Raw genomic sequence first — 22,269 nt, forward strand, 5'->3', positions numbered from 1 at the left:
ATTGCCCTACTGGGTTGCGGCATATCTGGGCCTCGGGGCTCTGATCTGGCTGGCTACCGGCTTTTGCATGCTGAGGAGCTGGTTCGTTCAAAAACGCCTTTCTGAGAAGAGCGCGTTTGTTCCCGCGCCGGTCTGGACCTGGAGTGCCGCGCCTCGAGAAACATTGAAGGCCATGGCCGAAGCTGGTGATGCAGATGCCGTTTCGCTGCTTCATTCCCGATCCCAAGCGAAGCTCGCCTGGAGAACACTCGTGGGATGGCTGGTTTTGGGGTTCATTGCGCTGCCGTTTGGCTTTGTGCTCAATGCGCGTCTGACGTGACCAAGAAAGAAATCCAATGACACCGCAAGTGAAGCACTTTCTCGATACTTGGCACCGCGCCGTTGAAACCCGCGACGAGACGCTGCTCGCGTCGATCATCGCGGAGGGCTGCGAGTTGCATTCGCCGGTCGTCTGGAAACCGTCGGCCGACACGCACTATCTGCTGCACATCCTGATGGGCGTGATCACCACGATCGAGGGTTTTGCCTACCGCCAGCAATGGGTGGACGGCAACGAGATCATCCTGGAATTCACCGGCACGGTGGACGGCAAGGGTCTGGTGGGCATCGACAAGATCTCGCTCGACGATGCCGGTCACATGAACCGGATCGAGGTGCTGATCCGGCCGATGAACACGCTGCTGGAATTCGCCACGCGGATGCGAGAGCACGCGCTGCGCTACAAGCCGGAGGCGGCCAATGGCTAACCGGCTCGGCCTTCTCATCACAAGCGTCGCCATGCTGGCCGCGAGCGGTTGCTCGGACAATTCCGCACCGGCCGTCGAGACGATCGGGGAGGCCGTTCCGGGCTATCTGGAGCGTCTTGACGCCCCGGGCATGGCCGTGGCTGTGATCCGCAATGGCGAGCTTGTCTGGGCGGAGGGTTTCGGCCTGACGGGTATCGAGGCGGACAGCGCGCCTGTCACCCATCGCACCGTTTTCGAGTTCGCCTCCCTGTCCAAGCCGGTCTTTGCGGCGATTGCCGCCGAGTTGGCCCGGGAGGGCGTCTACGATCTGGATGAACCGCTCGGACCGGCGCGGGACTTTCCCCGGATCGCCGATCCCGAGGCTTTCACCGGCGTAACGCCGCGCATGATCCTGTCGCATGGCACGACACTGCCCAACTGGGCCGATGAGGCTGGCGGGCCGCTGGAATTCTCCGGTACCCCTGGCTCGCGCTTCCGCTATTCCGGCGAGGCCTACGGCCTGCTGCAATCGATGCTGGAACGGCGCACCCGGGCCAGCCTGGAAGCGCTGCTCGAGCCGCTCGCGGCCGAGGCGGGCATGGCGGACGCCCACTATGCGGCCGGTGAGGCCGGCGCGGCGGATCCGGTGATGGCGGCCAGTCGCGACGGTTCGGTGCGGGCGCGCCGCGATGCGGCCGAGGGACATGCCGCCGCCTCGCTGACCGCCAGCGTGTTCGACTATGGGCGGTTCGTGTCCTGGCTGCTCGATGATGAGCAGGCCGGGTTGCGCGCGACCCTGTTCACCCCGACCCAGCCGGTCGCGTGGGACGCGTTCGGCCGGGAGGGTGAGATGCCCGAAGGCGTCGAGATCGATTGGGGGCTCGGCTGGGGTCTTTATCGCGAGGACGGCCGCCGGATTGCCTTCCACTGGGGCGATAACGGCGCCTTCAAATCCTTTGTCGCCATCGATATCGACCGGCGCGACGCCATTATTTACGCCGCCAATGGCTGGGACGGTCTGTGCGTCGCCGTTCCGCTCGCCGCACCCGTCGTCGGCGATGTCGGCACGATCACCGACTGGCTGAACTACAGCCGTATCGACAGCGGTTCGCCCGTCTGTCCGGACCGGGAGTAGCGGCGATCATGCACTATTCCGGACACTGTCATTGCGGGGCGGTGAAGGCGCGTTTCCAGAGCGAGCGCACGCCGGTCGAGCTGGGTGTGCGCACCTGCCAGTGTGATTTCTGCCGCCGCCAGGGCGCCGTGAACATTTCCGACCCGGCCGGCGCGATCGAGATCGATTGCAGCCCGGACGATATCCATCGCTACCGCTTTGCCCTGCGCACGGCGGATTTTCTGATCTGCAGGACCTGCGGCACTTATGTGGCCGCCGTGATGGGCGAGGGCGAGCGTATCGTCTCGACCATCAATGTGGTGGGCCTGCGCATGGCGGACTTCCTCGATATCGAGGAGGCCCCCGCCGACTTTGCCGCCGAGACGACCGAGGCCCGCATCGCCCGGCGTTTCGACAAGTGGACGCCCACACGTTTCACGAACCCACAGCTTGCCGCATCCAATTTCGGCCCTCACTGAACGGAAGATACCATGCCTATCCCCATTCTCATGCCGGCCCTTTCGCCCACGATGGAAGAGGGCACGCTGGCCAAATGGCTGATCAAGGAAGGTGACAGCGTCGAGAGCGGCGATGTCATTGCCGAGATCGAGACCGACAAGGCGACGATGGAAGTCGAAGCTGTTGAGGAAGGCGTGGTCGCCAAGCTTCTGGTCGAGGAAGGCACCGAGGGCGTGAAGGTCAATTCGCCGATCGCCATGCTGGCCGAAGAGGGCGAGAATCCCGACGAGATCGAGGCGCCCGAAGCCGGCAGCGAAAGCGCCGCGGCCTCAAGTGCGTCCGATGAGGACGGTTCGGACGAGGCGCAGGACGAAACACCGGATGCGCCGGAAGGCGAGCCGGTCTTTGTCGATCATTCCGCGCCGGATGCGTCCGATCCGGAACTGCCGGAAGGCACGAAAATGGTCGAGACCACGGTGCGCGACGCGCTGCGTGACGCCATGGCCGAGGAAATGCGCCGCGACGAGACGGTCTTCGTGATGGGCGAGGAAGTCGCCGAATACGAAGGCGCCTACAAGGTGACGCGTGGCCTGCTGGCTGAATTCGGTCCCAAACGCGTGGTCGACACGCCGATCACCGAGCACGGCTTTGCCGGCCTGGGTGTCGGGGCGGCCTTCAACGGTCTCAAGCCGATCGTCGAGTTCATGACCTTCAACTTCGCCATGCAGGCGATCGATCAGATCATCAACTCGGCCGCCAAGACGCTCTACATGTCCGGCGGCCAGATGGGCTGTCCCATCGTCTTCCGCGGCCCCAACTCGGCCGCCAGCCGGGTCGGTGCCCAGCACTCCCAGGACTATTCCGCCTGGTATGCCAATGTGCCCGGCCTCAAGGTGATCGCGCCCTATGACGCGGCCGACGCCAAGGGCCTGCTGAAGGCCGCCATTCGCGACCCGAACCCGGTCGTCTTCCTGGAACACGAGCTGATCTACGGCGAGACCTTCGACGTGCCGGACACGGATGACTGGGTGCTGCCGATCGGCAAGGCCAAGATCCGCCGCTCCGGCAAGGACGTCACCATCACAGCCCATTCCCGCATGGTCGGCTTCGCCCTCGAGGCGGCCGAGAAGCTGGCGGACGAGGGGATCGACGCCGAGGTGATCGACCTTCGCACTCTGCGTCCGCTGGACACCGAGACCGTGGTCAATTCGGTGAAAAAGACCAACCGTATCGTCTGCGCCGAGGAAGGCTGGGGCCGCATGGGCGTCGGCGCGGAGATCGCCGCCGTCGTCACCGCCGAGGCCTTCGACTATCTCGACGCCCCGCCCGCCCGCGTCCACCAGGCCGACGTGCCGCTGCCCTATGCCGGCAATCTGGAGAAGCTCTCCCTGCCGGGCGTGGAAGATATCGTGAAGGCGGCGAAGGCTGTCTGCTACGCGGAGTAGGGTTTTGCTGGACGTCTCTCAGACAAAGCTCGAGATCTGGGAAACCGGTTTGCCTGAAGGTGAGCTGGAGCTCCTGGAGCACCGATATTTGCTCGGAGAGCTCTCCATGACCATTTTGGTGCATGATGGACCGAATGGTCGTGCAGCGTTTGAACTGCTCGTAGATCCCATGTGGTTTGGCGTTTTTCGGCAGGAGCGGATGCAGCACAATCTGGGTGGTCTCGCGCGGACGCTGACGCCTTCTCCGAGATTTTTCAAAGTTCCAGACTCTCCACTCGTCGAGCAGATGTGCGGCACAGAAGTCGTTTTCAACGTCGAGGAAGAAGTGCCCTCACACTGGCTTGTTTTAAGCAACGAGGCCTGCACTCATATCATTGGCCATGATGAGCCGAAGTTTCGGCAGGTGTATTGATGACCAACTCCCCCACGAAATCTTGGCGTCACGGTGAATGCCATTGCGGCGAGGTCGGCTTTGCGGCGAACCTGCCGGACAGTGTTGTTGCGCTGTCCTGCAATTGCTCGATCTGCGCCAAGTCCGGCTTTATCCATCTCATTGTCGAGAAGGATGATTTCCGGATCGAACGCGGCGCGGAGAGCCTGACGACCTATACGTTCGGCAGCCACACGGCGAAACACATGTTCTGCTCGCGCTGCGGTGTGAAGGCCTTTTATGTGCCGCGCTCGCATCCGGACGGCTGGACCGTCAATCTGCGCTGCCTGGATGCAGACGCCAATCTCCAGCTCCGCTTCGAGGAATTCGACGGCGCGAACTGGGAAGACAATGTTGTGAAGATCAATCCGGACATGGCTCACTAGAGCCTGAACGAGGAAAAGACCCATGGCGATCGAAATCCTGATGCCCGCCCTGTCGCCCACGATGGAAGAGGGCATACTGGCCAAATGGCATGTGAAAAAGGGCGATACCGTCGAGAGCGGTGACGTCATTGCCGAGATCGAGACCGACAAGGCGACCATGGAAGTGGAAGCCGTCGACGAGGGCGTCGTCGGCGAGATCCGGGTCTCCGAAGGCACGGAAGGCGTGAAGGTCAATGCCGTCATCGCCATCCTGCTGGAAGAGGGCGAAGACGAGAGCGCGCTTTCTGCCCCCGCCGAAGATGGGGGAAGTGGCTCCGCCAAGGGCGGAGACGCCAAAGAAAGCAATGGGGGCGCTGGCGAAGCCAGCGAAAAGGCCGAAGACAAGTCCGGAAAATCTTCTAGCAGCGCTAGCCCGCGCAAGCTTGAAGACGTTCCCGCCGTGAGCAAGGCACCGCCGCCGCCGTCCCGGGATGGCGACCGGATCAAGGCCAGCCCGCTGGCGCGCCGCATCGCGGCCGGCAAAGGTCTGGACCTGAAAACCATCGAGGGTTCCGGCCCTTACGGCCGGATCGTCAAGCGTGACGTCGAGAAAGCCCGGGCGTCGGCCGCGCCGTCCAAGGCTGCCGAGGCCCCGGCCTCGGCTCCGGTCGATATGGACGATCCGCTCAAGGCCTATGGCATCGCCCGCGACCGCTACGAGGTCGAGAAGGCCGACAATATCACCAAGATCTCCGCCAAGCGCCTGTCCGAGAGCTTCCGCGATATCCCGCACTTCCCGCTCAATGTGGATTGCCGGATCGACGCGCTGCTGGACTTCCGCAAGCGGGTCAATGCCGCCGCCGAGAAGGACGGCGACAAGGTCTCCGTCAACGACATCCTGATCAAGGCGTCCGGCCTGGCGCTGAAGAAGGTTCCGGCGGCGAATTCCTCCTGGATCGAGGGCGGCCATATCGCCCGGCACAAGCATGCCGATATCTCGGTTGCTGTCGCGATCGAGGGCGGTCTGATCACGCCGATAGTCAAGGATGCCGATCTCAAAGGCTTGGTCGAGATTTCCCGCGAGATGAAGGATCTGGCGTCCCGCGCCCGCGAGAAGAAGCTGAAGCCCGAGGAATTCCAGGGCGGCACGTTCTCGCTCTCCAATCTGGGCATGTTCGGCATCGACAGCTTCGCCTCCATCATCAACCCGCCCCAGGGCATGATCCTGTCGGTGGGGGCCGGCGAGCAGCGCCCGGTCGTCAAGGACGGTGCGCTGGCGATTGCCTCGGTGATGACGGTGACGCTGACCTGCGATCACCGCGTGGTCGACGGCGCCACCGGCGCGAAATGGCTGCAGGCCTTCAAAACCTTCGTCGAAGACCCGATGACGATGCTGATGTGATCCCTGCAAAAGCAGGGATATCGTCGCCGTAGAACTCTCCAGCTAGTTTCCCCGGACCTGTTCCGGGGCCTGCCATCGCTGAAAAGAGTTCCGGCTGCGGTCTCAACCAGACCCCGGAACGAGTCCGGGGAAAGCGGCGCTGAACTCCCCCGAATCGGGGAGGGCGGTGTGCGGCCGGAGCAGGCACACTGCCCGCATGTCCTGTGTTTCGATCCTCTTTCTGGGCCTCGCCACCCTGCAGACACCGGCCAACGTCCATCCGGACCTGGCGGTCCTGGCGCCCTATGAAGGCCTCTGGCAGAGCGAGGACGGTGTACGGGCGCTGCATGTCGAGATCGCCGGAGAGACCGCTGCCCGCCTGCGCTACGGCCGCTGGCAGGATAACGCCTGGCACTGGCAGCCGGCCTGGCGGATCGAGGTGAGCCCCCATGGTGGCTGGCCGAAAGGCTGGCAGCCTCACGAAACCCGCAACCACCCGCCGCTGGAACTGCATGACGACACCGATCCGGGGATTGAGTGGCACCGGGATTCAGGTGCCTACGGAATGGGCTATATCGTCGAGATCGATATCTGGGACGAACCGCGCGACGACCGCTTCACTTGGCAGCGCCTGCATTCACGCCGCAATGGCACGGACCGTGTCGGCGAAGGCGTGTGGATTGCGGTTCTGGCTTTTTGAGTGGTCGCATTTTCGAACCGCAAAACCGGTTCCCACTTTTGCTGAAAATGCTTTGACTGCACACAAACTGCATCTACTGGCATCGCCGCTTGCATCCCGGACTTGAAGCGCGATTTTGCGATTTGAGTCCGGGAGTTGAGTTTGAAACGTCTTGTTGCCGCCAGTGCCATCCTGTCCGCCATGCTGGGCGCGTGCGCATCCGTGCCGCCGCAAACCGGCGGGGTGGACGCCTTCGGTCCGTGTCCGCAGGAGGCCGGCCATCCTGAACTCGCCGGCAGTATCTGCACCGTCCAGAGTGTCGCACTGAACCCGGCCGCGCCCGAGGGCGAACAGATCGACCTCTTCGTACGCAAATTCCCGGCCACCGGGGATCGGATCGGCGAGTTCTGGATGCTGGCCGGCGGACCGGGCGAGGCCGGTACCTCCTTCTACACCCGTATCGCCGATCTTCAGGCGCGTTTTCCCGGCTATGACGTCCTGATCCCGGATCATCGCGGCACCGGCCGTTCGGCGCGCCTGTGCACGGGCGAGACCCTGGGCAGCGAAGCTGGGACGGCGCTGGCCGGCAGCGAGTTCGGGCCCTGTTTCGGCGATATCTGGGCGCAGTCCGAGCGCACCATGCAGTTTTCCATGACGCATGCTGCGCACGATCTCGACACGCTGATTGCCCGGCTGGGCGGTGAAGGTGAGCGCTGGGTCTATGCCGTGTCCTACGGGACGGGGCTGGCCCTGCGCTTCGGCCAATTGCACGAGGCCTCTGTAGACGGGTTGATCCTCGATTCCCTCGTACCCGCGCTCGACGATACGCAACACGACCTCTCGCACCGCTCTCATACCGTCGATCTCGTCGGCCGCCGCGTCCTGGCGGCCTGCGCTGCCGACCCGGCATGCGACGGGCGTTTCGAGGGCGGCATTGAAGCCGCCTATGCCGGCCTGCTGGCAGATATCGCGGCGGGCCATCGCGCCGACATCGCCGAGACCCTGCCCGGCGGCAATCTGCGCCACACGCTGGGCACCATGCTGGACGTCCCCGCGGCCCGCGCCCGGATCCCCGACATGATCGATATCGCGATCGACCGGCCGCAGGCGCTGGGTGCTTTCTATACCGGCGAGGTCGTGCCCGCCTTCGACGCGCTGTCTGCCGTATCGGACTACGAGGCGTCTGCCTTTTCCATCACGCTGGCAGGCCTGATCGGCGTCTCCGAAACCAATCGCCGGCCGGACATGACGGCCGAGGCCGTCGCGGCGGAAGAGGCGGAGCTGTGGTTCACCTCGCCGCTGACGCAATTGCAGACCCGCACCTCCATGCCCGCCTATGCCCGCGACGAATGGTTCGACGCCCCCTATGCGGACATGCCGCCGGTCCTGGTGGTGCACGGCACGCTCGACCCCAAGACAACGCTCGAAGGCGCACGCCACCATATCGCGGCGCTTGAGGCGGGCGGTACGGGTGTCACCCTGGTGACCGTCGAACGGGCACCTCATGCCAGCTGGTATTTCGCACCGGACTGTCTCTATGACGCGATGGAGGATTTCATCGACGGGGATGCGGTGGCGGAGCGCTGCACGCCTGCCTCCATGCCGTAAAACCGTCGAGGGCGGGCACAGGCGTTCCGCTTGCCCGTCCCGCCGCCGCGGGGTATCCGGCCGGGATGACAGGAGAGGAAGACCCCATGGCATCCCAGCCCGCCCATCTCGCCGAAATCCGCCATACCGATCTGGTGTTTCCGCACCAGACCAATCACCAGGGCAGCTATTTCGGCGGTGCGGCCATGGCCGAGATGGACAAGGTCGCCTTCCTCGTTGCGGCCCGCCATGCGCGGCGGCCCTTCGTGACGGCGTCCTGTGACAAGCTGGATTTCGTTGCGCCTGCTTATGTGGGCGATCTGGTCGAGTTGACCGGCCAGGTACGCATGGTGGGGCGGCATTCGATGATCGTCGATGTCGAACTGGCGGCGGAGAATCTCCTGACCGGCGTGCGTCATATCTGCACCCGCGGCGCTTTCACCATGGTCGCTGCTGATCCCAAGACGAATCCCGAGCGTCTGCCGCCGGCACCCGATTCGCGGCCCGATTTCGCGCCCAGCCCGGCGGGTTATGCGCGCACGCTGCAGCTCGTCTTTCCGGGCGACACCAATCATCTGGGGCAATTGTTCGGCGGCAATGCCATGTCGCTGATGGGCAAGGCGGCCTATATCGCCGCCTCGCGCCACACGCGCTGCAATGTCGGCATGGCTGCTTCCGACAAGATCGACTTCATCGCCCCCACGAAAGAGGGCGAGCTGCTGGACGTGATCGCAGATGTGGTGTCGGTCGGCCGCACCTCGATGCAGGTCGCGGTGCGCGCGGAAGCCGAAGACCTGATGAGCGGCGAGCGCCGTCTCGTCGGCGAGGCGAGCTATGTCATGGTAGCGCTGGACGGGGAGGGGCAGCCGACCCCGGCATCGCCCCTGAAAGCCTAGCGCAATTTCATCGTCATCGAGGCCGATGAACTTGCTTCGGATTTTTGAGTGGTCGCATTTTCGAACCGCAAAACCGGTTCCCACTTTTGCTGAAAATGCTCCGGCCGGGTTACTGGTCCCGGCGCGGACCGCCGGCACCGCCCGGCAGGTTCTGCTCGCCGCCGAACTGTTCGGACGGCAGGCGTCCGACATTGCCCAGCAGCTGTTCCAGGAAGCTCAGCTCGCGGCCGCGGGTCGGTGTTTCGCGATCGGCATAGGCGACGATCCGGCCGTCCTGCAGCGAGTATTCATTCACCGTGGCGACCGTACCCGCCTCGTCGAAGCTGACCGCGATGATGCGGCGGTCGCGCGTTGCCGGGCGCAGATAGGCCAGGCTCTCGCGGGTCGAGGAGATGTAGTACCAGGTGTCTTCCTCGAACGTGCCCGTGGTCGAGGGATTGCCCAGGCGCGCCAGAACCGTGTCGCGGGTGTCCTCGGCCGGAACGATGTTCGGCTCTTCGGTCACCGTGTAGCGATAGCCGTGGGAGCGAAGCACCGGGTTGCAGGCCGAAACGCCGGCAGCGCTGACGGCAACCAGAAGGGCGAGGCTGAGGTGACGCTTCATGGACTTCAAAACTCCCTGGCGAACGACGGGCAGGCACATCGCGGCCCTGTTGCCGTGTCTTGACCTAACCAAGGGTGAGCTTAGCTTCAAGCGCGAATTGATGGGAGCCCGCAATCGCATGCTGCGCCGCCTGTTTGCACCCAAGCCGGAAAAACAGACCGCTCAAACGCTCTATCGCGCCATTGTCGACGCCGCGCGCCAGCCCGCCCTGTATGGTGAGGCGGGCGTGGCCGACACGCTGGAAGGGCGTTTCGAACTGGTCGTGCTGCACACAGCCCTGGTTATCCTGGAACTGCGCACATCGCAGAACGAGAAGGCCAAGGCCGTCAGCCAGGCCCTGTTCGATGCCATGTTCGACGATTTCGATGCGGCCATGCGTGAGCTCGGCGTGGGGGATTCGGCGGTCGGCAAGAAGATCCGCTTCATGGCAGAGGGCTTTTACGGCCGTGCCCAGGCCCTCCAGACGGCACTGGAAGCAGAGGATGAAGGCCGGGAATTGCAGCAGGTTCTCGCCCGCAATCTGCTCGGGCTCGAAACCCCGGATGCACGCGCAGAACGCCTTGCCCTATACGTCAACTCGGCCGCCACCGCGCTGCGCGGGCAGGGGGCTGAACCGCTCGTGGCCGGTGAGCGCCCGGCCTTTCCCGCGGCGTGACAGCAGGCCTGCCGCCTTGCATCTCGACAATCATGGTCTAAGTTCCGCGGGCTCCGGCGCTACGCCACCCTTGCGAAGGATTGAATATCGCGGCTCATGACAGCTATCCCCACGATTTCCGTTGACGCCATGGGGGGCGATCTGGGTCCCCAGGCGGTCGTCGAGGGTATCGGCCATGCGCTCAAACGCTGGCCGGACCGCAAGGTGAAATACCTTCTTCACGGCGATGAAGCCTTGCTCAAACCTCTGCTGGACAAGAACCCCAAGGTCGCCGCCGTTTGCGAATTGCGGCACACCGACACGCTCGTCCAGATGACCGACAAGCCTTCCGAGGCCGTGCGCCGGGCGCGCGGCTCCTCGATGTGGAATGCCATCCAGTCGGTGAAGGCCGGGGAGGCCGGCGCCATCGTGTCCTCCGGCAATACCGGCGCGCTGATGGCGATCTCCAAGGTCATCCTGCGCATGAAGAAGGGCGTGCATCGCCCGGCGATCTCGGCCAACTGGCCGACGCCGAAAGGCCATACCGTGGTGCTCGACGTCGGTGCCAATGTGCAGTGCGGCGCGACCCAGCTCGTGGAATTCGCGATTCTCGGCGAGGCCTATCATCGCGCCGTGTTTGGCGGCGAAGCGCCCACAGTGGGCCTGCTGAATGTCGGCCAGGAAGAACTCAAGGGGAATGATATCGTGCGCGAGGCGGACCAGCTGATCCGCTCCTCCGGTCTCGATATCGCCTATCAGGGCTTCATCGAAGGCAATGATATCTCCGGCGGTAGCATTGACGTCGTGGTGACGGACGGCTTCACGGGCAATATTGCCCTCAAGACCGCCGAGGGCACGGCGCGCCTGGTCGCCGGCTGGGTGCGCGAGGCGCTGACCAGCTCGCTGATCAGCAAGATTGCCGCCGGTCTCCTCTCGCTCGGTGCGCTCGACCGGCTGCGCCAGCGCATGGATCCGCGCTATATCAATGGCGGTGTGCTGCTGGGCCTCAAGGGCATCGTGGTGAAGAGCCATGGCGGTGCCGATGGCGAGGGATTCGCCTCTGCACTGGGTCTCGCCTATGTCATGGCCCAGAGTGATTTCATGTCCGAGATCCGCAAGAATCTCGACAAGTTCGCCCAATCCGAAGAACAGGGTGTCGCTGCGGCCTCATGACCGACCGACTTGCGCGTATCGCCGGTATCGGGAGCTATCTGCCCGACCGGATTCTCTCCAATGACGACCTCGCCGCCATGGTGGACACCAGCGACAGCTGGATCCGCGAACGCACGGGCATCCGCCAGCGTCATATCGCACCGGACGGTGTGACGACGGCCGATCTGGCCGAGCAGGCCTGCCGCCGCGCGCTCGACGATGCCGGGCTGACCGCCGAGGATGTCGATCTGATCGTCGTGGCAACCACGACGCCCGATTTCACCTTTCCCTCGGTCGGCACCATGCTGCAGGCCCGGCTGGGCGCCACGAAGGGCGCGGCCTTCGACGTGCAGGCGGTGTGTACCGGCTTCGTCTATGCGCTCTCGGTCGCCGACAACATGATCGCACGCGGTCAGGCGGAAACGGCGCTGGTCGTCGGGGCCGAGACGATGTCCCGCATTCTCGACTGGACCGACCGTTCGACCTGCGTGCTGTTCGGCGACGGGGCGGGGGCGATGGTGCTCACGGCCGGCAAACCGGCGGGGGCCGAAGGCACCGACGGCGTGCTGGCGACCTATCTGCGCTCGGACGGCCGCTTCAAGGACCTGCTCCATGTCGATGGTGGCCCGTCCTCCACCGGCACGGTCGGCCATCTGCGCATGGTCGGCAACCAGGTCTTCCGCCATGCTGTCACCAATATCGCCGAGTCGATGACGACGATCGCCGGCCGGGCCGGCGTGTCGATCGAAGAGGTCGACTGGTTCGTGCCGCACCAGGCCAATCAACGGATCCTGGAAGGCGTCGCGCGGAAGTTGTCGATCCCGACCGAAAAAGTGATCTCCACCGTGGCCGATCACGGCAATACCTCGGCCGCCTCAGTTCCGCTCGCTTTCGACCGGGCCGTGCAGGACGGCCGGATCAAGCGCGGCGATCTCGTTTTGATGGAGGCTCTGGGCGGCGGTTTCACCTGGGGCGCGGTCCTGGCGCGCTTCTAGCGCGAAATCGTCGTGTTTATTCCGTCGAACCAAGGCCTTGGCGTTGACCTGACCGGGCAAGGAGGCGTAGCCTGTCTTCATCTATGTGGGGATGGTTATGTCGGATAAAACTTTAACGCGAGCCGATCTGGCGGAAGCCGTGTACCAGGAAGTCGGATTGTCGCGGCAGGAATCGGCCGATCTCGTTCAATCCGTACTCGGCATGATCTCGGATACGCTGGCCTCGGGCGAGAGCGTCAAACTCTCCTCGTTCGGGTCCTTCCTGTTGCGCGACAAGCGCGGCCGGGTCGGGCGCAATCCCAAGACCGGTGTGGAAGTCCCGATCGACGCCCGCCGCGTTCTGGTATTCAAACCGTCACAAGTCTTGAAGGAGCGCGTCGACTCCTCCCTGTCCAAGGACTGATCCCGAACGGGCAGGGCGGCGCTGGCGCGGTAGCACATGTCGGTCAGCAAGAAATCGCCGGAAGCCTTCCGGACCATCTCCGAAGCCGCCGAGGAGCTGGATGTGCCCGCGCACGTCCTGCGCTTCTGGGAGAGCAAGTTTCCCCAGATCAGTCCGCTCAAGCGGGCCGGCGGGCGCCGCTTCTACCGGCCGCAGGATCTGCAGCTCCTGCGTGGCATCAAGCGGCTGCTCTATGAAGACGGGTTCACCATCAAGGGCGCCCGCAAATTCCTCAAGGATAATGGTGTTGCGTCCGTGATGGATCTCGGGGCCGGTGTGGTGGAGACCGGCCCGATGGCCGTCGACGCCGCCGATATCGAAACACCTGTGCACAAGGCCCCCGCAGCGCCGCGCCCGGCCGACGGACCGCAGCGCCAGCTGGATGACATCATCGCCGATCTTGAAAACGCGCGTGCCAGGCTGAAATCGGCCATCGAGCCCTAGGTCGGGCCGATTGCATTTTCCGCTGACAGGCTGGTTGCAGCCGGTTTCGCCTCACCCTATAACCAGCCTCCCCATCGGACGGGTCCGCCTGTCCAAAAAGTGAGTGTCGGAGCGTGGCGCAGCCCGGTTAGCGCACCGGTCTGGGGGACCGGGGGTCGCGAGTTCGAATCTCGCCGCTCCGACCATTTTTCTCAAGATGCCGATCCAGAGATTTCCCGCCTTGCGGCATCGGCCAGGAAGGCCGAACGGGTCATGCCGCGGGCACGCGCCGTCGCGTCGATCGCCTGCAACAGACCGGCATCCATGGTGAGATTGGCTTTCACCGTACGCCCGGACAGCTGAATCAGCGGAATGGCGAGAAAGAACCCGTCATCGCGCATGGCCTCGCGAACTTCAGGGGCCTGACGGAGTTCTGCCAGGCTCCGCGGCGCCACGGGCGGCGCGTCTTCGAACCACAACGCCAAAGCTTCGCGAGCGAGGCGCGGCAGGTCGTCGAGATCGTCTGCAGCGGAGAAACAGCCCGGCACGTCCGGAAACTGGATGCCATAGGCGTTATCGCCGTCTTGGTGAATGATGCCGATGAAATGCTTCATGCTCACTCCTCGATCCAGCCGGCCTCGCGATAGATGGCGCGAACTGTACCCATGGGCAGGTCCTTCTTGGGGTGAGGGATGATCAACGTGACCGCACCCTTGCGGAATTTGTGATGGGATCCACGCGCACCGATGAGCTCAAACCCGTCCCGTTGCAGGCGCGCTATCAGCTTGCGGCTGTTTTTCTCGAATTCCGGCACATCAATGCGGCGCATTTATATGCGCCTTCCCGAGTTGCGTCAATACGCCATTATCGAGCAAAACAACTAAAGCGCAACCAATGGTTATTGGTTTAGTGCCGCCTTCATCACATCCTTCATCGGCACGTCCGGATTGATCAGATCGTCCGGATCCGGCTTTGCGCGCTGGGCGATCATCATCTTTGCCGCCATGAAGCCGTGAGCGTCATTGACGCAGTCCGCGGCCACAAGCACGCCGTCCCTGAGATGGAAGAGGGTGAAGTGACCGGCAGCCGGATCGGCCGGGCGGCGCTGCAGCGTCGTGTCCTGCTGGCCGATCACGCCGGCGGTCTGCAGTTTCAGCTCGAACTGGTCGGACCAGAACCAGGGCACTTCCGGCTTGGGTGCCGGTGTTCCGCAGATCGAAGCGGCCGCGTGCTTGGCCTGGTCGAGCGCATTGGGCACGGATTCCAGCCGGATCCGTGTACCGGTCAGCCAGTTCTCCTGTTCGGCACAATCGCCGATCGCGAAAATCGCCGGATCCGAGGTGCGGCATTCGCTGTCGACGCTGATCCCGTTACCGGTCGTCAGGCCCGCAGCAGAGGCGAGCTCCTGATTGGGCAGGACGCCGATGCCGACCAGCACGCTGTTGCACACGACCTCTCGCCCGTCGGCCAGCTTCACGGCGCCGGCGCGGCCCTGACTGCCCTCGATTGCCTCGACCTGGGCGGACAGTTCGACCGTCACACCGCGCGTACGGTGGGCATCCAGATAGAAGGCCGACAATTCCGGCACCGCGACGCGGGCCAGGAGCCGGTCCATCGCCTCGATGACAACCGGTTCCGCACCCAGCTTCTTCGCCACCGAGGCCGCTTCCAGACCGATATAGCCGCCGCCGACAATCGCGATCCGCTTGCCCGGCTGGAAATCGGCCTTCAGCACGTCGATATCGGCAATGGTGCGCAGATAGCGCACGCCATCCAGATCGGCGCCGGGGACGGGCAGGGGGCGTACGCGCGACCCCGTGGCGATGACGAGACGGGTATAGGTTTCCGTTGAGCCGTCGTCGAAGCTGACGGTTTTTGCGTCCCGGTCGATAGCCGTCGCAGCAACGCCCAGGCGCAGGTCGACCTTCTGGTCGGCCCAGACCTCCGGCGGTTGCAGCCAGAGCCGGTCCTCGCCGATCTCGCCGGCCAGGTAGGCCTTGGACAGGGGCGGGCGCTGATAGGGCGGATGCGGTTCGCTGCCAACGAGCAGGATACGTCCGTCGAAACCGGACCGCCGCAGGCTCGCGGCGCACTGTCCGCCGGCTTGGCCGGCCCCCAGGATTATGACCGTCGCGTCCGTCATGCTGTTCGTCCCCCGTCTTGCTTCGTCTTTTTGGTTCTGTCTGCGACACAATGGCGCGTCAGTGTTCGATGTGCGAGTGCATTCTCAGATGCGCAAGCGTGAAGCTGCGCCCCGGGCCTTGCCCCCTTCGCCGATTGCGGTAGTTACCGCGCAGCGGAGGTTCCATGGCCTACCATACGAGTACCACCAGTCGCGCCGTTTCCAACTGGCTGCTCATCGTCGCCGTGATGGTTGTCGGCATGATCATTGTCGGCGGCACGACCCGCCTGACCGACAGCGGCCTGTCGATCACCGAATGGAAGCCGATCTCCGGCGCCATCCCGCCGCTCACCCAGTCCGACTGGGAAGAGGAATTCCGCCTCTATCAGCGCACCACCGAATTCCAGGAGCAGAACGCCTCCATGACGCTGGCGGAGTTCGAGTTCATTTTCTGGTGGGAGTGGGGGCATCGCCAGCTGGGCCGCCTGATCGGCCTCGTCTTTGCCGTGCCCTTTGTCTTCTTCTGGCTGCGCGGCCATCTCAGCGCCCGGCTCAAACCGCGCCTTTTCCTGCTTTTGTGCATGGGCGGCGCCCAGGGCGCGATCGGCTGGTGGATGGTCGCCAGCGGGCTGGTCGACCGGCTGGATGTCAGCCAGTACAGGCTCGCCACGCATCTGGGCATGGCCTTCATCATCCTGGGCTATTCGATCTGGCTGTCGCTGGAAGCGCGGTTCGGACCGCCGCCCCTGCGCCGCGGCACCCTGGCCGGCGTGTCCTTCGCCTTGCTGGGCCTGGTCTTCCTGCAGATCATACTGGGCGCCTTCGTGGCCGGGCTGGATGCGGGCCGCATCTACAACACCTGGCCGCTGATGAATGGCGATCTGATCCCGGACGGCTATCTGGGCGGAATGAGTTTCTTTCCGGCGATTTTCGAGAGCCATGCGGCCGTGCAGATGCATCACCGCTGGACAGGCTATCTCGTGGCACTAGCGGTCTTCGCCTATTCGGTGACGATCTGGCGTGAACCGCGCGTGTCGCTCAAGCCCTTCATGGTGATCCTGCCGGCCCTGGTTGTCGGCCAGGTCGCCCTGGGCATCGCTGCCCTGCTGGCCGTCGTGCCGCTGGGCCTGTCACTGGCGCACCAGCTGGGCGCCGTCCTGCTCTTCATTGCAACACTGTGCGCCGCCTGGACGGCGCGGCGGGCCGCTTAGCCCGCCTCGCTGTCAGTCTGGGTCCCGACCGGATTGCGGCCGGTGATCACGGCGCGCGAGAAGGCGTCGCGGGAGATGACTTTCACGCGCTGGTCGGCCTGGTCGAAGATCGACAGCATGCCGTTGGAATAGGCGGTGAAACCGTAATCGGCCGGCGACACGGCAATTGCGCCCGGCCGGCCGATGCCCGGTGTGGACAGGCCGTCGACCACATCGATCGCGTCGCGCTCTTCCAGCGTGCGGGCATCGAAGCTGCGCACAGTCTCGCCGGCCCCGTCGGTGGCCAGCAGCAGGCGCGTACCGGAAAATTCGCCCACAGCGATGCCGGAGGCGGGAATAGTGGCTTCGGCCAGAACCGCGCCCTCGGACGACAGGCGGGTTACGCCGGCAGCGGGGCTGGCGGTATAGATATCGCCGTCGAACACGGCACACTGGCGCGCCGGGGCGGGCAGCGGGAAGCTGCGCATCTCTTCCACCGACAGCGTGTCGCCGCCGGCATCGCGGACACGCCAAACATTCGCGGTCGCACCGGTTTCCAGCACGACGAGTTCGACAAATCCGGCGCCTTCGCGCAGCAGGCACAGACCGGCCACACCGCCATCCGTACCGGTCTCGGCCAGCGGCAGATCGAGCACCTGGGTGCCGTTGCGCACGATGGCATAGCCGAACACGGCGCCATTATCGGGCGAGGCACCGAAGACCAGCGGCAGGTCTTCCCCGCGCAGCTGGAAGTCCGGGGCGGTCGCCAGACCGGTCAGGCGCGCACCGGCATGACGCCGCTGCAGCTCACCGTCCAGATTGAAGATGTCCAGACCGCCTTCACGCGGCGCCGAGATCACCAGGCCGAGCGAGGGGGCGTCGCCGTCCGGCAGGAAGGCGAGGGCGCTGGCGCCGCCTTCCACACCGGTGAACGCCGCCGTGACCAGCACTTCCAGCGTTTCCGGACCGGTCGCCGCATCCGGCGTCTCGTCCGCATCCTCGCCCGTCTGGCCGCAGGCAGCCAGCGCCAGCAGGCTTGTGCCTAGAGCGAGCGCTCTGACCAGGGACCGCGCACCGCGAAGGTGCGGCCGGGATTGCGCTGAATGTTGAAAAACAGGGTCGAACCGTCGGGACTGAAGCATGGACCACAAATCTCGCTTTTCTCGCCGAGCGCGTCGGCATCGGCATTCCGGCCGATCGTATACACGCGGCCCTCGGGCGTCACGCCACGGATGTACTGATCCTCGTCGCCGTCTTCCACGACGATAAGATCACCCCAGGGCGCCACGCAGACGTTGTCGCATTTCTCCATCACGCGTGCATCGTCCGATTGCACGAAGAGCTGCAGGCGGCCGGGCTGTTCCGATTCGCGGTCCGTACCCTCGAACGGGCTCGGCTGGTAGCGGAAGATCTGGCCGATCCGTTCCGGTCCGCCATCGGTACAGGCGAAATAGCATTCATTCTCGCCCCACCACAGGCCTTCCCCGCGAGTGAACATGGCGGCGCCATCGGCATGGCCGCGCTCGGCAAGATCATTGTCCGGGTTCTCGACATCGGCGAGATCGACCCATTCCACCTCCAGCCAGTCACCGACCGGCAGGCTGTTGCCCGTCCAGTTGCGCGTATCCAGACCCGGCTGGCCGCGCACAGCCAGCGCCTGCAGCCGGCCGCCACGCGCCAGCTCGCCCGGCACATCCGGGATATAGCGGTAGAACAGGGCCAGGCCGCGGCGATCCTCGGTCTCGTAGACGCAGCCCGAGGCCGGATCGACGGCAATCGCCTCGTGACGGAAACGGCCCATGCCGGTGATCGGCACCGGGGTTACCAGACCCGTCGCATCCGCAGGCACTTCAAAACAATAGCCATGATCGACCTGGGCATCGCCGCCGGCCTGCCATTCGGTCTCCTCGCAGGTGATCCAGCTGCCCCAGGGCGTCGGCCCGCCTGCACAGTTATTAATGGTGCCGGCGAGCGACATGTATTGCTCGGTCACCTCCAGGGTTTCCGGATCGACGACCAGGTGGGTGGTTCCGCCCAGATGGGGTGCGCCGTCATCGGTCCAGTCATGCACCATGTCGCGATCGATCAGATCGAGGCCGGCCGCGTCGGGCCCGAAGGCCGACTTCTCGATCTCGTCCGGATTAAGCTCGTGATTGCGCACGAGGACCCATTTGCCGTCCGCACGGGCAAAACAGGCCATGCCGTCGAAATCGCCCGGTGCGACCAGACCGTCGGTCATCGCATCGCCGACGGTCGAGATGACCTCATAGGTAAAGCCTTCGGGCAGGTCGAACAGGCCGGCCGGATCGGCGACCAGCTCGCCATAGCCCTCGACCTGGTTCAGCCAGGGCTGGGTGATCCCGTCAGCCCGTGCACAACCGGCCAGAGCCGGCAGTCCGGCGAAGGCGACGGAGGTCGCTGTGGCGGATTTCAGGAAATAGCGGCGGGACAGGGACATCGAACAACTCCGGACGTTCAGGGGAGGGTGTGATTTAGTTAGGCAATACAACGGGTTCACGACGGAAAAATGACGCACTCGATATATGTGGTATTATTTGACCGTATATGCAGGTGTATAAAATTCAACGCGGAATTCCGCCGAGGCTTGACCGGTTCGTATTTCACCTCTAAACGGCGCGCTCGAATTCAAACCGGGGCCAACCGGCCAAAGGCGAGAGAGTTATGAAGACCTATTCCGTGAAACCGGCGGATGTCGAGAAGAAGTGGGTCGTGATCGATGCAGAAGGCGCCGTTGTCGGCCGTCTGGCTGCCTACATCGCGACGCGTCTTCGCGGCAAGCACCGTCCGGACTACACCCCGCATGTCGACATGGGCGACAATGTGATCGTCGTGAACGCCGAGAAGGTCGTGTTCACCGGCCGCAAGCGCGACGACAAGCGTTACTACTGGCACACCGGCCACCCGGGCGGCATCAAGGAAACCAGCCCGGCGAAGCTGCTGGACGGCCGTTTCCCGGAGCGCGTCGTCGAGAAGGCCGTGCTGCGCATGCTGCCGAAAGACAGCCCGCTGGCCCGCAAGCAGTTCTCGAACCTGCGCGTTTACGCCGGTGCCGACCACAAGCATGAGGCTCAACAGCCGGAAGTGGTCGACTTCAAGTCCATGAACACCAAGAATACGCGAGGCTGATATGAGTGACGAAGCCCGCTCGCTCGAAGACCTGAAAGACGTCATGAAGGACGCCGATACCGGCGCCGTCGCGACTGAAGAGTCTGTCCCGGCCGAGCCCAAGATCGACGAACACGGCCGCGCCTACGCGACCGGCAAGCGCAAGAACGCGGTCGCCCGCGTCTGGATCAAGCGCGGCAATGGCAAGATCACTGTGAACGGCAAGGACCAGGAACAGTATTTCGCCCGCCCGGTTCTGCGCATGCTGCTGCAACAGCCGCTGGAAACCGCCGAGCGCAAGGACGAGTTCGACATTGTCGCCACCGTCGTCGGCGGCGGTCTGTCCGGTCAGGCCGGTGCCGTGCGTCACGGTATCTCCAAGGCGCTGACGATGTTCGAACCGGGCCTGCGCCCGGTGCTCAAGGCCAACGGCTTCCTGACCCGCGACAGCCGCGTGGTCGAGCGCAAGAAGTACGGCCGCAAGAAGGCCCGCCGCAGCTTCCAGTTCTCGAAGCGCTAAGGGTTTTCGGAGCGATCCGATTTCAAAGAAACGGGCGGTGCCGCTGGCGCCGCCCGTTTTTTATTGCGGGTTCACCGCCACAGCTTGCCCAGCTCCTCGGCCAGCGTGTCGTAGACCAGCCGGATCTTGCGGCTGGTATTGAGCTCGCGATGGGTGACCAGCCAGACCGGTACCGGGATAGGGGGCAGGCCGGGAAAGACCGGCTCCAGATCGGGATAGAAACCGATCATGTCGCGCGTCACCACGCCGATGCCGAAACCCTGGCGGATCAGGGCGAGATAGGCCGGTCCGCTTTCCGAGGTGACACGGAAACTCTCCGGTGTGAGGTCGAGCCCCAGCTCCCGGAGATATTCCAGCATGCGCGGATCGCGCTCGAAGCCGACAAAGTCGAGCCGGCTGCCCTCCTCCGCCGTCTGCGGCCGGCCCACCCGGTCGAGAAAAGCCGGCGCGGCATAAAGATGCGCACTGGTCTCGCCCAGCAGGCGGGCGATCAGGTCCGGCTGGTCCGGGCGGGCGTGCCGGATGGCGATGTCCGCTTCGCGCTTGGTCAGGTCGCGGACCGTGTTCGAGGCGATGATCTCGATCTGCAGTTTCGGCGCGATCGTGCGCAGGCGTTCCAGGGCAGTTGGCAGAAAATAGGTCGCCACCAGGTCGGTCGATGTGATCGAGACATAACCGTCCACGGAGTTGGCCTGGCCGGATGCCGTCAGCGAGATGCGCTGGGCGGCTTCGCCCATGGCGCGGACATGTTCGACCAGTTCCAACGCCGCCCCGGTCGGCCGCATGCCGCGCGGGCCGCGCTCGAACAGGGTGACGCCCAACGCCTCTTCCAGCGCCGTGATCTGGCGTGACAGGGTTGGCTGGGTCTGGCCCAGCGCGCGGGCCGCGGCGGAAAACGAGCCTTCCTCCACCGTCGCCAGAAAGGCACGGACCTGGTTCCAGTCAAAGGCGATACTCGTCCAGTTCATCGTTTTTCGTATATCAGCTGCAGGGATTTGCAGATTTATATCCGATTTGCGTATGGGTACATGGGTATCTGACAGACAGGGGATTGAACCGATGGACCGCAACCGGCGCTTCTGGGACCGCACGGCGAAAAAATACTTCAAGGCGCCGATCGGCGACGAGGCAGCCTATAGCCACAAGCTGGAAAAGACGCGGGAGTATCTCACCCCCGACAGCGAGGTGCTGGAATTCGGTTGCGGCACGGGTGGCACCGCCGTGCTGCACGCGCCGTACGTCAAGCACTACCTGGCCACCGATATTTCAGATGAAATGCTCAATTTCGGCCGCGAACGTGCGCGCGAGGCCGGTGTGGAGAACCTCTCCTTCCAGCGCGCGAATTTCGACGAGCTGGACGCCGCACTGGAAAGTTTCGACGCCGTCCTCGGCCTGTCCATCATCCATCTGATGCAGGATCCCGACGCCGCAATCGCCCGTGCCTTCCGCCTTCTCAAGCCCGGCGGCGTCTTCGTCACCAGCACGGTGTGTATTGCCGACGGGCTGTGGTTCCTGGTGCCCGTCATCCCGCTCATGCAGCTCTTCGGCCTGGCGCCGCAGGTAAAATTCCTGTCAGCCCGCCGTCTTCGCAAAGCCATGGAAGCCGCCGGTTTCACAATTGAGTACGAATGGTGGCCCAAACGCTCCAAGGCCCTCTTCCTGATCTGCCGCAAGCCGGGGTAGGGGGCGTCACGTCCTTATCCCCGTCTGGGGAGAAGGTGCCCGCAGGGCGGATGAGGGGCGCTCCTTACCTTGAACACCACACCCATTTTTCCCGGTCGAATGCCCGGCGAAGGCCGGGCGGAGCGCCGGGACCTGCGGGAAACTCATCGTTTGAAATGATCTTCGGTCGATCCCGGATCTGCGGCCTGCCTGCGCAGGCCTTCGTCCGGGAAAAATGGAGAGAGTTGGAAGAGAGAGAGAGAGTTGGAAGAGAGAGTGAGAGCGCCGCAACCATCACCGTCACCCTGACACCCGCTT

The 22,269-nt window shown here is 64.3% G+C and carries 27 protein-coding genes and 1 tRNA gene; 21 read left to right on the top strand and 7 right to left on the bottom strand.

Going from position 1 to position 22,269, the window contains the following annotated elements:
* Position 1 precedes the first annotated feature (1 nt).
* From JJ918_RS08515 to JJ918_RS08565, 11 genes are all read left to right on the top strand, one after another.
* On the top strand, positions 2-319 hold the full coding sequence (locus tag JJ918_RS08515) for a hypothetical protein (RefSeq protein WP_291885826.1): 318 nt from the start codon (positions 2-4) through the stop codon (positions 317-319).
* Positions 320-335: 16 nt separating this feature from the next.
* The gene (locus tag JJ918_RS08520; protein ID WP_271186690.1) at positions 336-746 is read left to right on the top strand and encodes a hypothetical protein; all 411 of its coding nucleotides are present in this window, start codon (positions 336-338) and stop codon (positions 744-746) included.
* Entirely contained in the window at positions 739-1,860 is a 1,122-nt protein-coding gene (locus JJ918_RS08525; RefSeq protein ID WP_291885829.1) for a serine hydrolase, read from the top strand. Before JJ918_RS08520 ends, JJ918_RS08525 begins: the two co-directional genes overlap by 8 nt.
* A gap of 8 nt (positions 1,861-1,868) precedes the next feature.
* Positions 1,869-2,318 (top strand): hypothetical protein, encoded by a 450-nt coding sequence (locus JJ918_RS08530; RefSeq protein ID WP_291885833.1) that lies wholly within the window; start codon positions 1,869-1,871, stop codon positions 2,316-2,318.
* 12 nt (positions 2,319-2,330) lie between these two features.
* Entirely contained in the window at positions 2,331-3,743 is a 1,413-nt protein-coding gene (locus JJ918_RS08535; RefSeq protein WP_291885835.1) for a pyruvate dehydrogenase complex E1 component subunit beta, read from the top strand.
* Between the two features lie 4 nt (positions 3,744-3,747).
* Positions 3,748-4,155 carry a hypothetical protein gene (locus JJ918_RS08540; protein WP_291885838.1) on the top strand — a complete coding sequence of 136 codons (408 nt, stop codon included), beginning with the start codon at positions 3,748-3,750 and terminating at the stop codon, positions 4,153-4,155.
* Positions 4,155-4,559 (top strand): GFA family protein, encoded by a 405-nt coding sequence (locus tag JJ918_RS08545; protein WP_291885841.1) that lies wholly within the window; start codon positions 4,155-4,157, stop codon positions 4,557-4,559. Before JJ918_RS08540 ends, JJ918_RS08545 begins: the two co-directional genes overlap by 1 nt.
* 22 nt (positions 4,560-4,581) lie before the next feature.
* Positions 4,582-5,940, top strand: coding sequence for a pyruvate dehydrogenase complex dihydrolipoamide acetyltransferase (locus JJ918_RS08550; RefSeq protein WP_291885844.1), 1,359 nt, complete (start codon positions 4,582-4,584; stop codon positions 5,938-5,940).
* A gap of 196 nt (positions 5,941-6,136) precedes the next feature.
* On the top strand, positions 6,137-6,619 hold the full coding sequence (locus tag JJ918_RS08555) for a hypothetical protein (RefSeq protein ID WP_291885848.1): 483 nt from the start codon (positions 6,137-6,139) through the stop codon (positions 6,617-6,619).
* 141 nt (positions 6,620-6,760) lie between these two features.
* The gene (locus JJ918_RS08560; protein WP_291885850.1) at positions 6,761-8,206 is read left to right on the top strand and encodes an alpha/beta hydrolase; all 1,446 of its coding nucleotides are present in this window, start codon (positions 6,761-6,763) and stop codon (positions 8,204-8,206) included.
* Positions 8,207-8,292: 86 nt separating this feature from the next.
* Positions 8,293-9,081, top strand: a complete 789-nt coding sequence (locus JJ918_RS08565) for a hotdog domain-containing protein (RefSeq protein ID WP_291885853.1) — start codon at positions 8,293-8,295, stop codon at positions 9,079-9,081.
* A gap of 109 nt (positions 9,082-9,190) precedes the next feature.
* On the opposite strand, the gene JJ918_RS08570 is transcribed toward JJ918_RS08565, so the two are convergent.
* Positions 9,191-9,685, bottom strand: coding sequence for an outer membrane protein assembly factor BamE (locus JJ918_RS08570; RefSeq protein ID WP_291885855.1), 495 nt, complete (start codon positions 9,683-9,685; stop codon positions 9,191-9,193).
* Positions 9,686-9,803: 118 nt separating this feature from the next.
* On the opposite strand from JJ918_RS08570, the gene JJ918_RS08575 reads away from it, so the two are divergent.
* From JJ918_RS08575 to JJ918_RS08600, 6 genes are all read left to right on the top strand, one after another.
* A complete protein-coding gene (locus JJ918_RS08575; RefSeq protein WP_291885858.1) occupies positions 9,804-10,340 on the top strand; it encodes a ubiquinol-cytochrome C chaperone family protein in 537 nt (178 codons plus the stop codon).
* Positions 10,341-10,436: 96 nt separating this feature from the next.
* Positions 10,437-11,492, top strand: a complete 1,056-nt coding sequence (plsX, locus tag JJ918_RS08580; protein WP_291885861.1) for a phosphate acyltransferase PlsX — start codon at positions 10,437-10,439, stop codon at positions 11,490-11,492.
* Positions 11,489-12,466, top strand: a complete 978-nt coding sequence (locus tag JJ918_RS08585; protein ID WP_291885864.1) for a beta-ketoacyl-ACP synthase III — start codon at positions 11,489-11,491, stop codon at positions 12,464-12,466. The genes plsX and JJ918_RS08585 overlap by 4 nt, the downstream gene beginning before the upstream one ends.
* A 97-nt stretch (positions 12,467-12,563) precedes the next feature.
* Positions 12,564-12,869 carry an integration host factor subunit alpha gene (locus tag JJ918_RS08590; RefSeq protein ID WP_271186676.1) on the top strand — a complete coding sequence of 102 codons (306 nt, stop codon included), beginning with the start codon at positions 12,564-12,566 and terminating at the stop codon, positions 12,867-12,869.
* 36 nt (positions 12,870-12,905) lie between these two features.
* A complete protein-coding gene (locus JJ918_RS08595; RefSeq protein ID WP_291885867.1) occupies positions 12,906-13,352 on the top strand; it encodes a MerR family transcriptional regulator in 447 nt (148 codons plus the stop codon).
* A gap of 107 nt (positions 13,353-13,459) precedes the next feature.
* Positions 13,460-13,537 (top strand) — tRNA-Pro (locus tag JJ918_RS08600).
* Positions 13,538-13,543: 6 nt separating this feature from the next.
* On the opposite strand, the gene JJ918_RS08605 is transcribed toward JJ918_RS08600, so the two are convergent.
* From JJ918_RS08605 to JJ918_RS08615, 3 genes are all read right to left on the bottom strand, one after another.
* A complete protein-coding gene (locus tag JJ918_RS08605) occupies positions 13,544-13,945 on the bottom strand; it encodes a type II toxin-antitoxin system HicB family antitoxin (RefSeq protein WP_291885869.1) in 402 nt (133 codons plus the stop codon).
* 2 nt (positions 13,946-13,947) lie between these two features.
* Positions 13,948-14,160, bottom strand: coding sequence for a type II toxin-antitoxin system HicA family toxin (locus JJ918_RS08610; RefSeq protein ID WP_291885872.1), 213 nt, complete (start codon positions 14,158-14,160; stop codon positions 13,948-13,950).
* 69 nt (positions 14,161-14,229) lie between these two features.
* Positions 14,230-15,474, bottom strand: coding sequence for an FAD-dependent oxidoreductase (locus JJ918_RS08615; RefSeq protein WP_291885874.1), 1,245 nt, complete (start codon positions 15,472-15,474; stop codon positions 14,230-14,232).
* Positions 15,475-15,638: 164 nt separating this feature from the next.
* Between JJ918_RS08615 and JJ918_RS08620 the strand changes: the two genes are divergently transcribed.
* On the top strand, positions 15,639-16,664 hold the full coding sequence (locus tag JJ918_RS08620; RefSeq protein WP_291885876.1) for a COX15/CtaA family protein: 1,026 nt from the start codon (positions 15,639-15,641) through the stop codon (positions 16,662-16,664).
* On the opposite strand, the gene JJ918_RS08625 is transcribed toward JJ918_RS08620, so the two are convergent.
* A complete protein-coding gene (locus JJ918_RS08625; RefSeq protein WP_291885878.1) occupies positions 16,661-17,785 on the bottom strand; it encodes a hypothetical protein in 1,125 nt (374 codons plus the stop codon). The genes JJ918_RS08620 and JJ918_RS08625 overlap by 4 nt on opposite strands.
* Positions 17,686-19,101, bottom strand: coding sequence for an alkaline phosphatase PhoX (locus JJ918_RS08630; RefSeq protein WP_291885880.1), 1,416 nt, complete (start codon positions 19,099-19,101; stop codon positions 17,686-17,688). The genes JJ918_RS08625 and JJ918_RS08630 overlap by 100 nt, the downstream gene beginning before the upstream one ends.
* A 224-nt stretch (positions 19,102-19,325) precedes the next feature.
* On the opposite strand from JJ918_RS08630, the gene rplM reads away from it, so the two are divergent.
* Together rplM and rpsI are read left to right on the top strand one after the other, a co-directional pair.
* Positions 19,326-19,790 carry a 50S ribosomal protein L13 gene (gene rplM / locus JJ918_RS08635; protein ID WP_291885882.1) on the top strand — a complete coding sequence of 155 codons (465 nt, stop codon included), beginning with the start codon at positions 19,326-19,328 and terminating at the stop codon, positions 19,788-19,790.
* 1 nt (position 19,791) lies between these two features.
* Positions 19,792-20,289: a 30S ribosomal protein S9 gene (gene rpsI / locus JJ918_RS08640; RefSeq protein ID WP_367277675.1), complete on the top strand. Its 498-nt coding sequence runs from the start codon at positions 19,792-19,794 to the stop codon at positions 20,287-20,289.
* A gap of 71 nt (positions 20,290-20,360) precedes the next feature.
* Here the strand turns inward: rpsI and JJ918_RS08645 are convergent, their stop codons facing one another.
* Positions 20,361-21,257: a LysR family transcriptional regulator gene (locus tag JJ918_RS08645; protein WP_291885884.1), complete on the bottom strand. Its 897-nt coding sequence runs from the start codon at positions 21,255-21,257 to the stop codon at positions 20,361-20,363.
* A gap of 91 nt (positions 21,258-21,348) precedes the next feature.
* Here JJ918_RS08645 and JJ918_RS08650 point away from each other — a divergent pair, with 91 nt between their 5' ends.
* Entirely contained in the window at positions 21,349-21,972 is a 624-nt protein-coding gene (locus JJ918_RS08650) for a class I SAM-dependent methyltransferase (RefSeq protein ID WP_291885886.1), read from the top strand.
* Positions 21,973-22,269: the final 297 nt, after the last annotated feature.

The sequence above is a fragment of the Maricaulis sp. genome (assembly GCF_017642925.1).
Lineage (GTDB): Bacteria > Pseudomonadota > Alphaproteobacteria > Caulobacterales > Maricaulaceae > Maricaulis.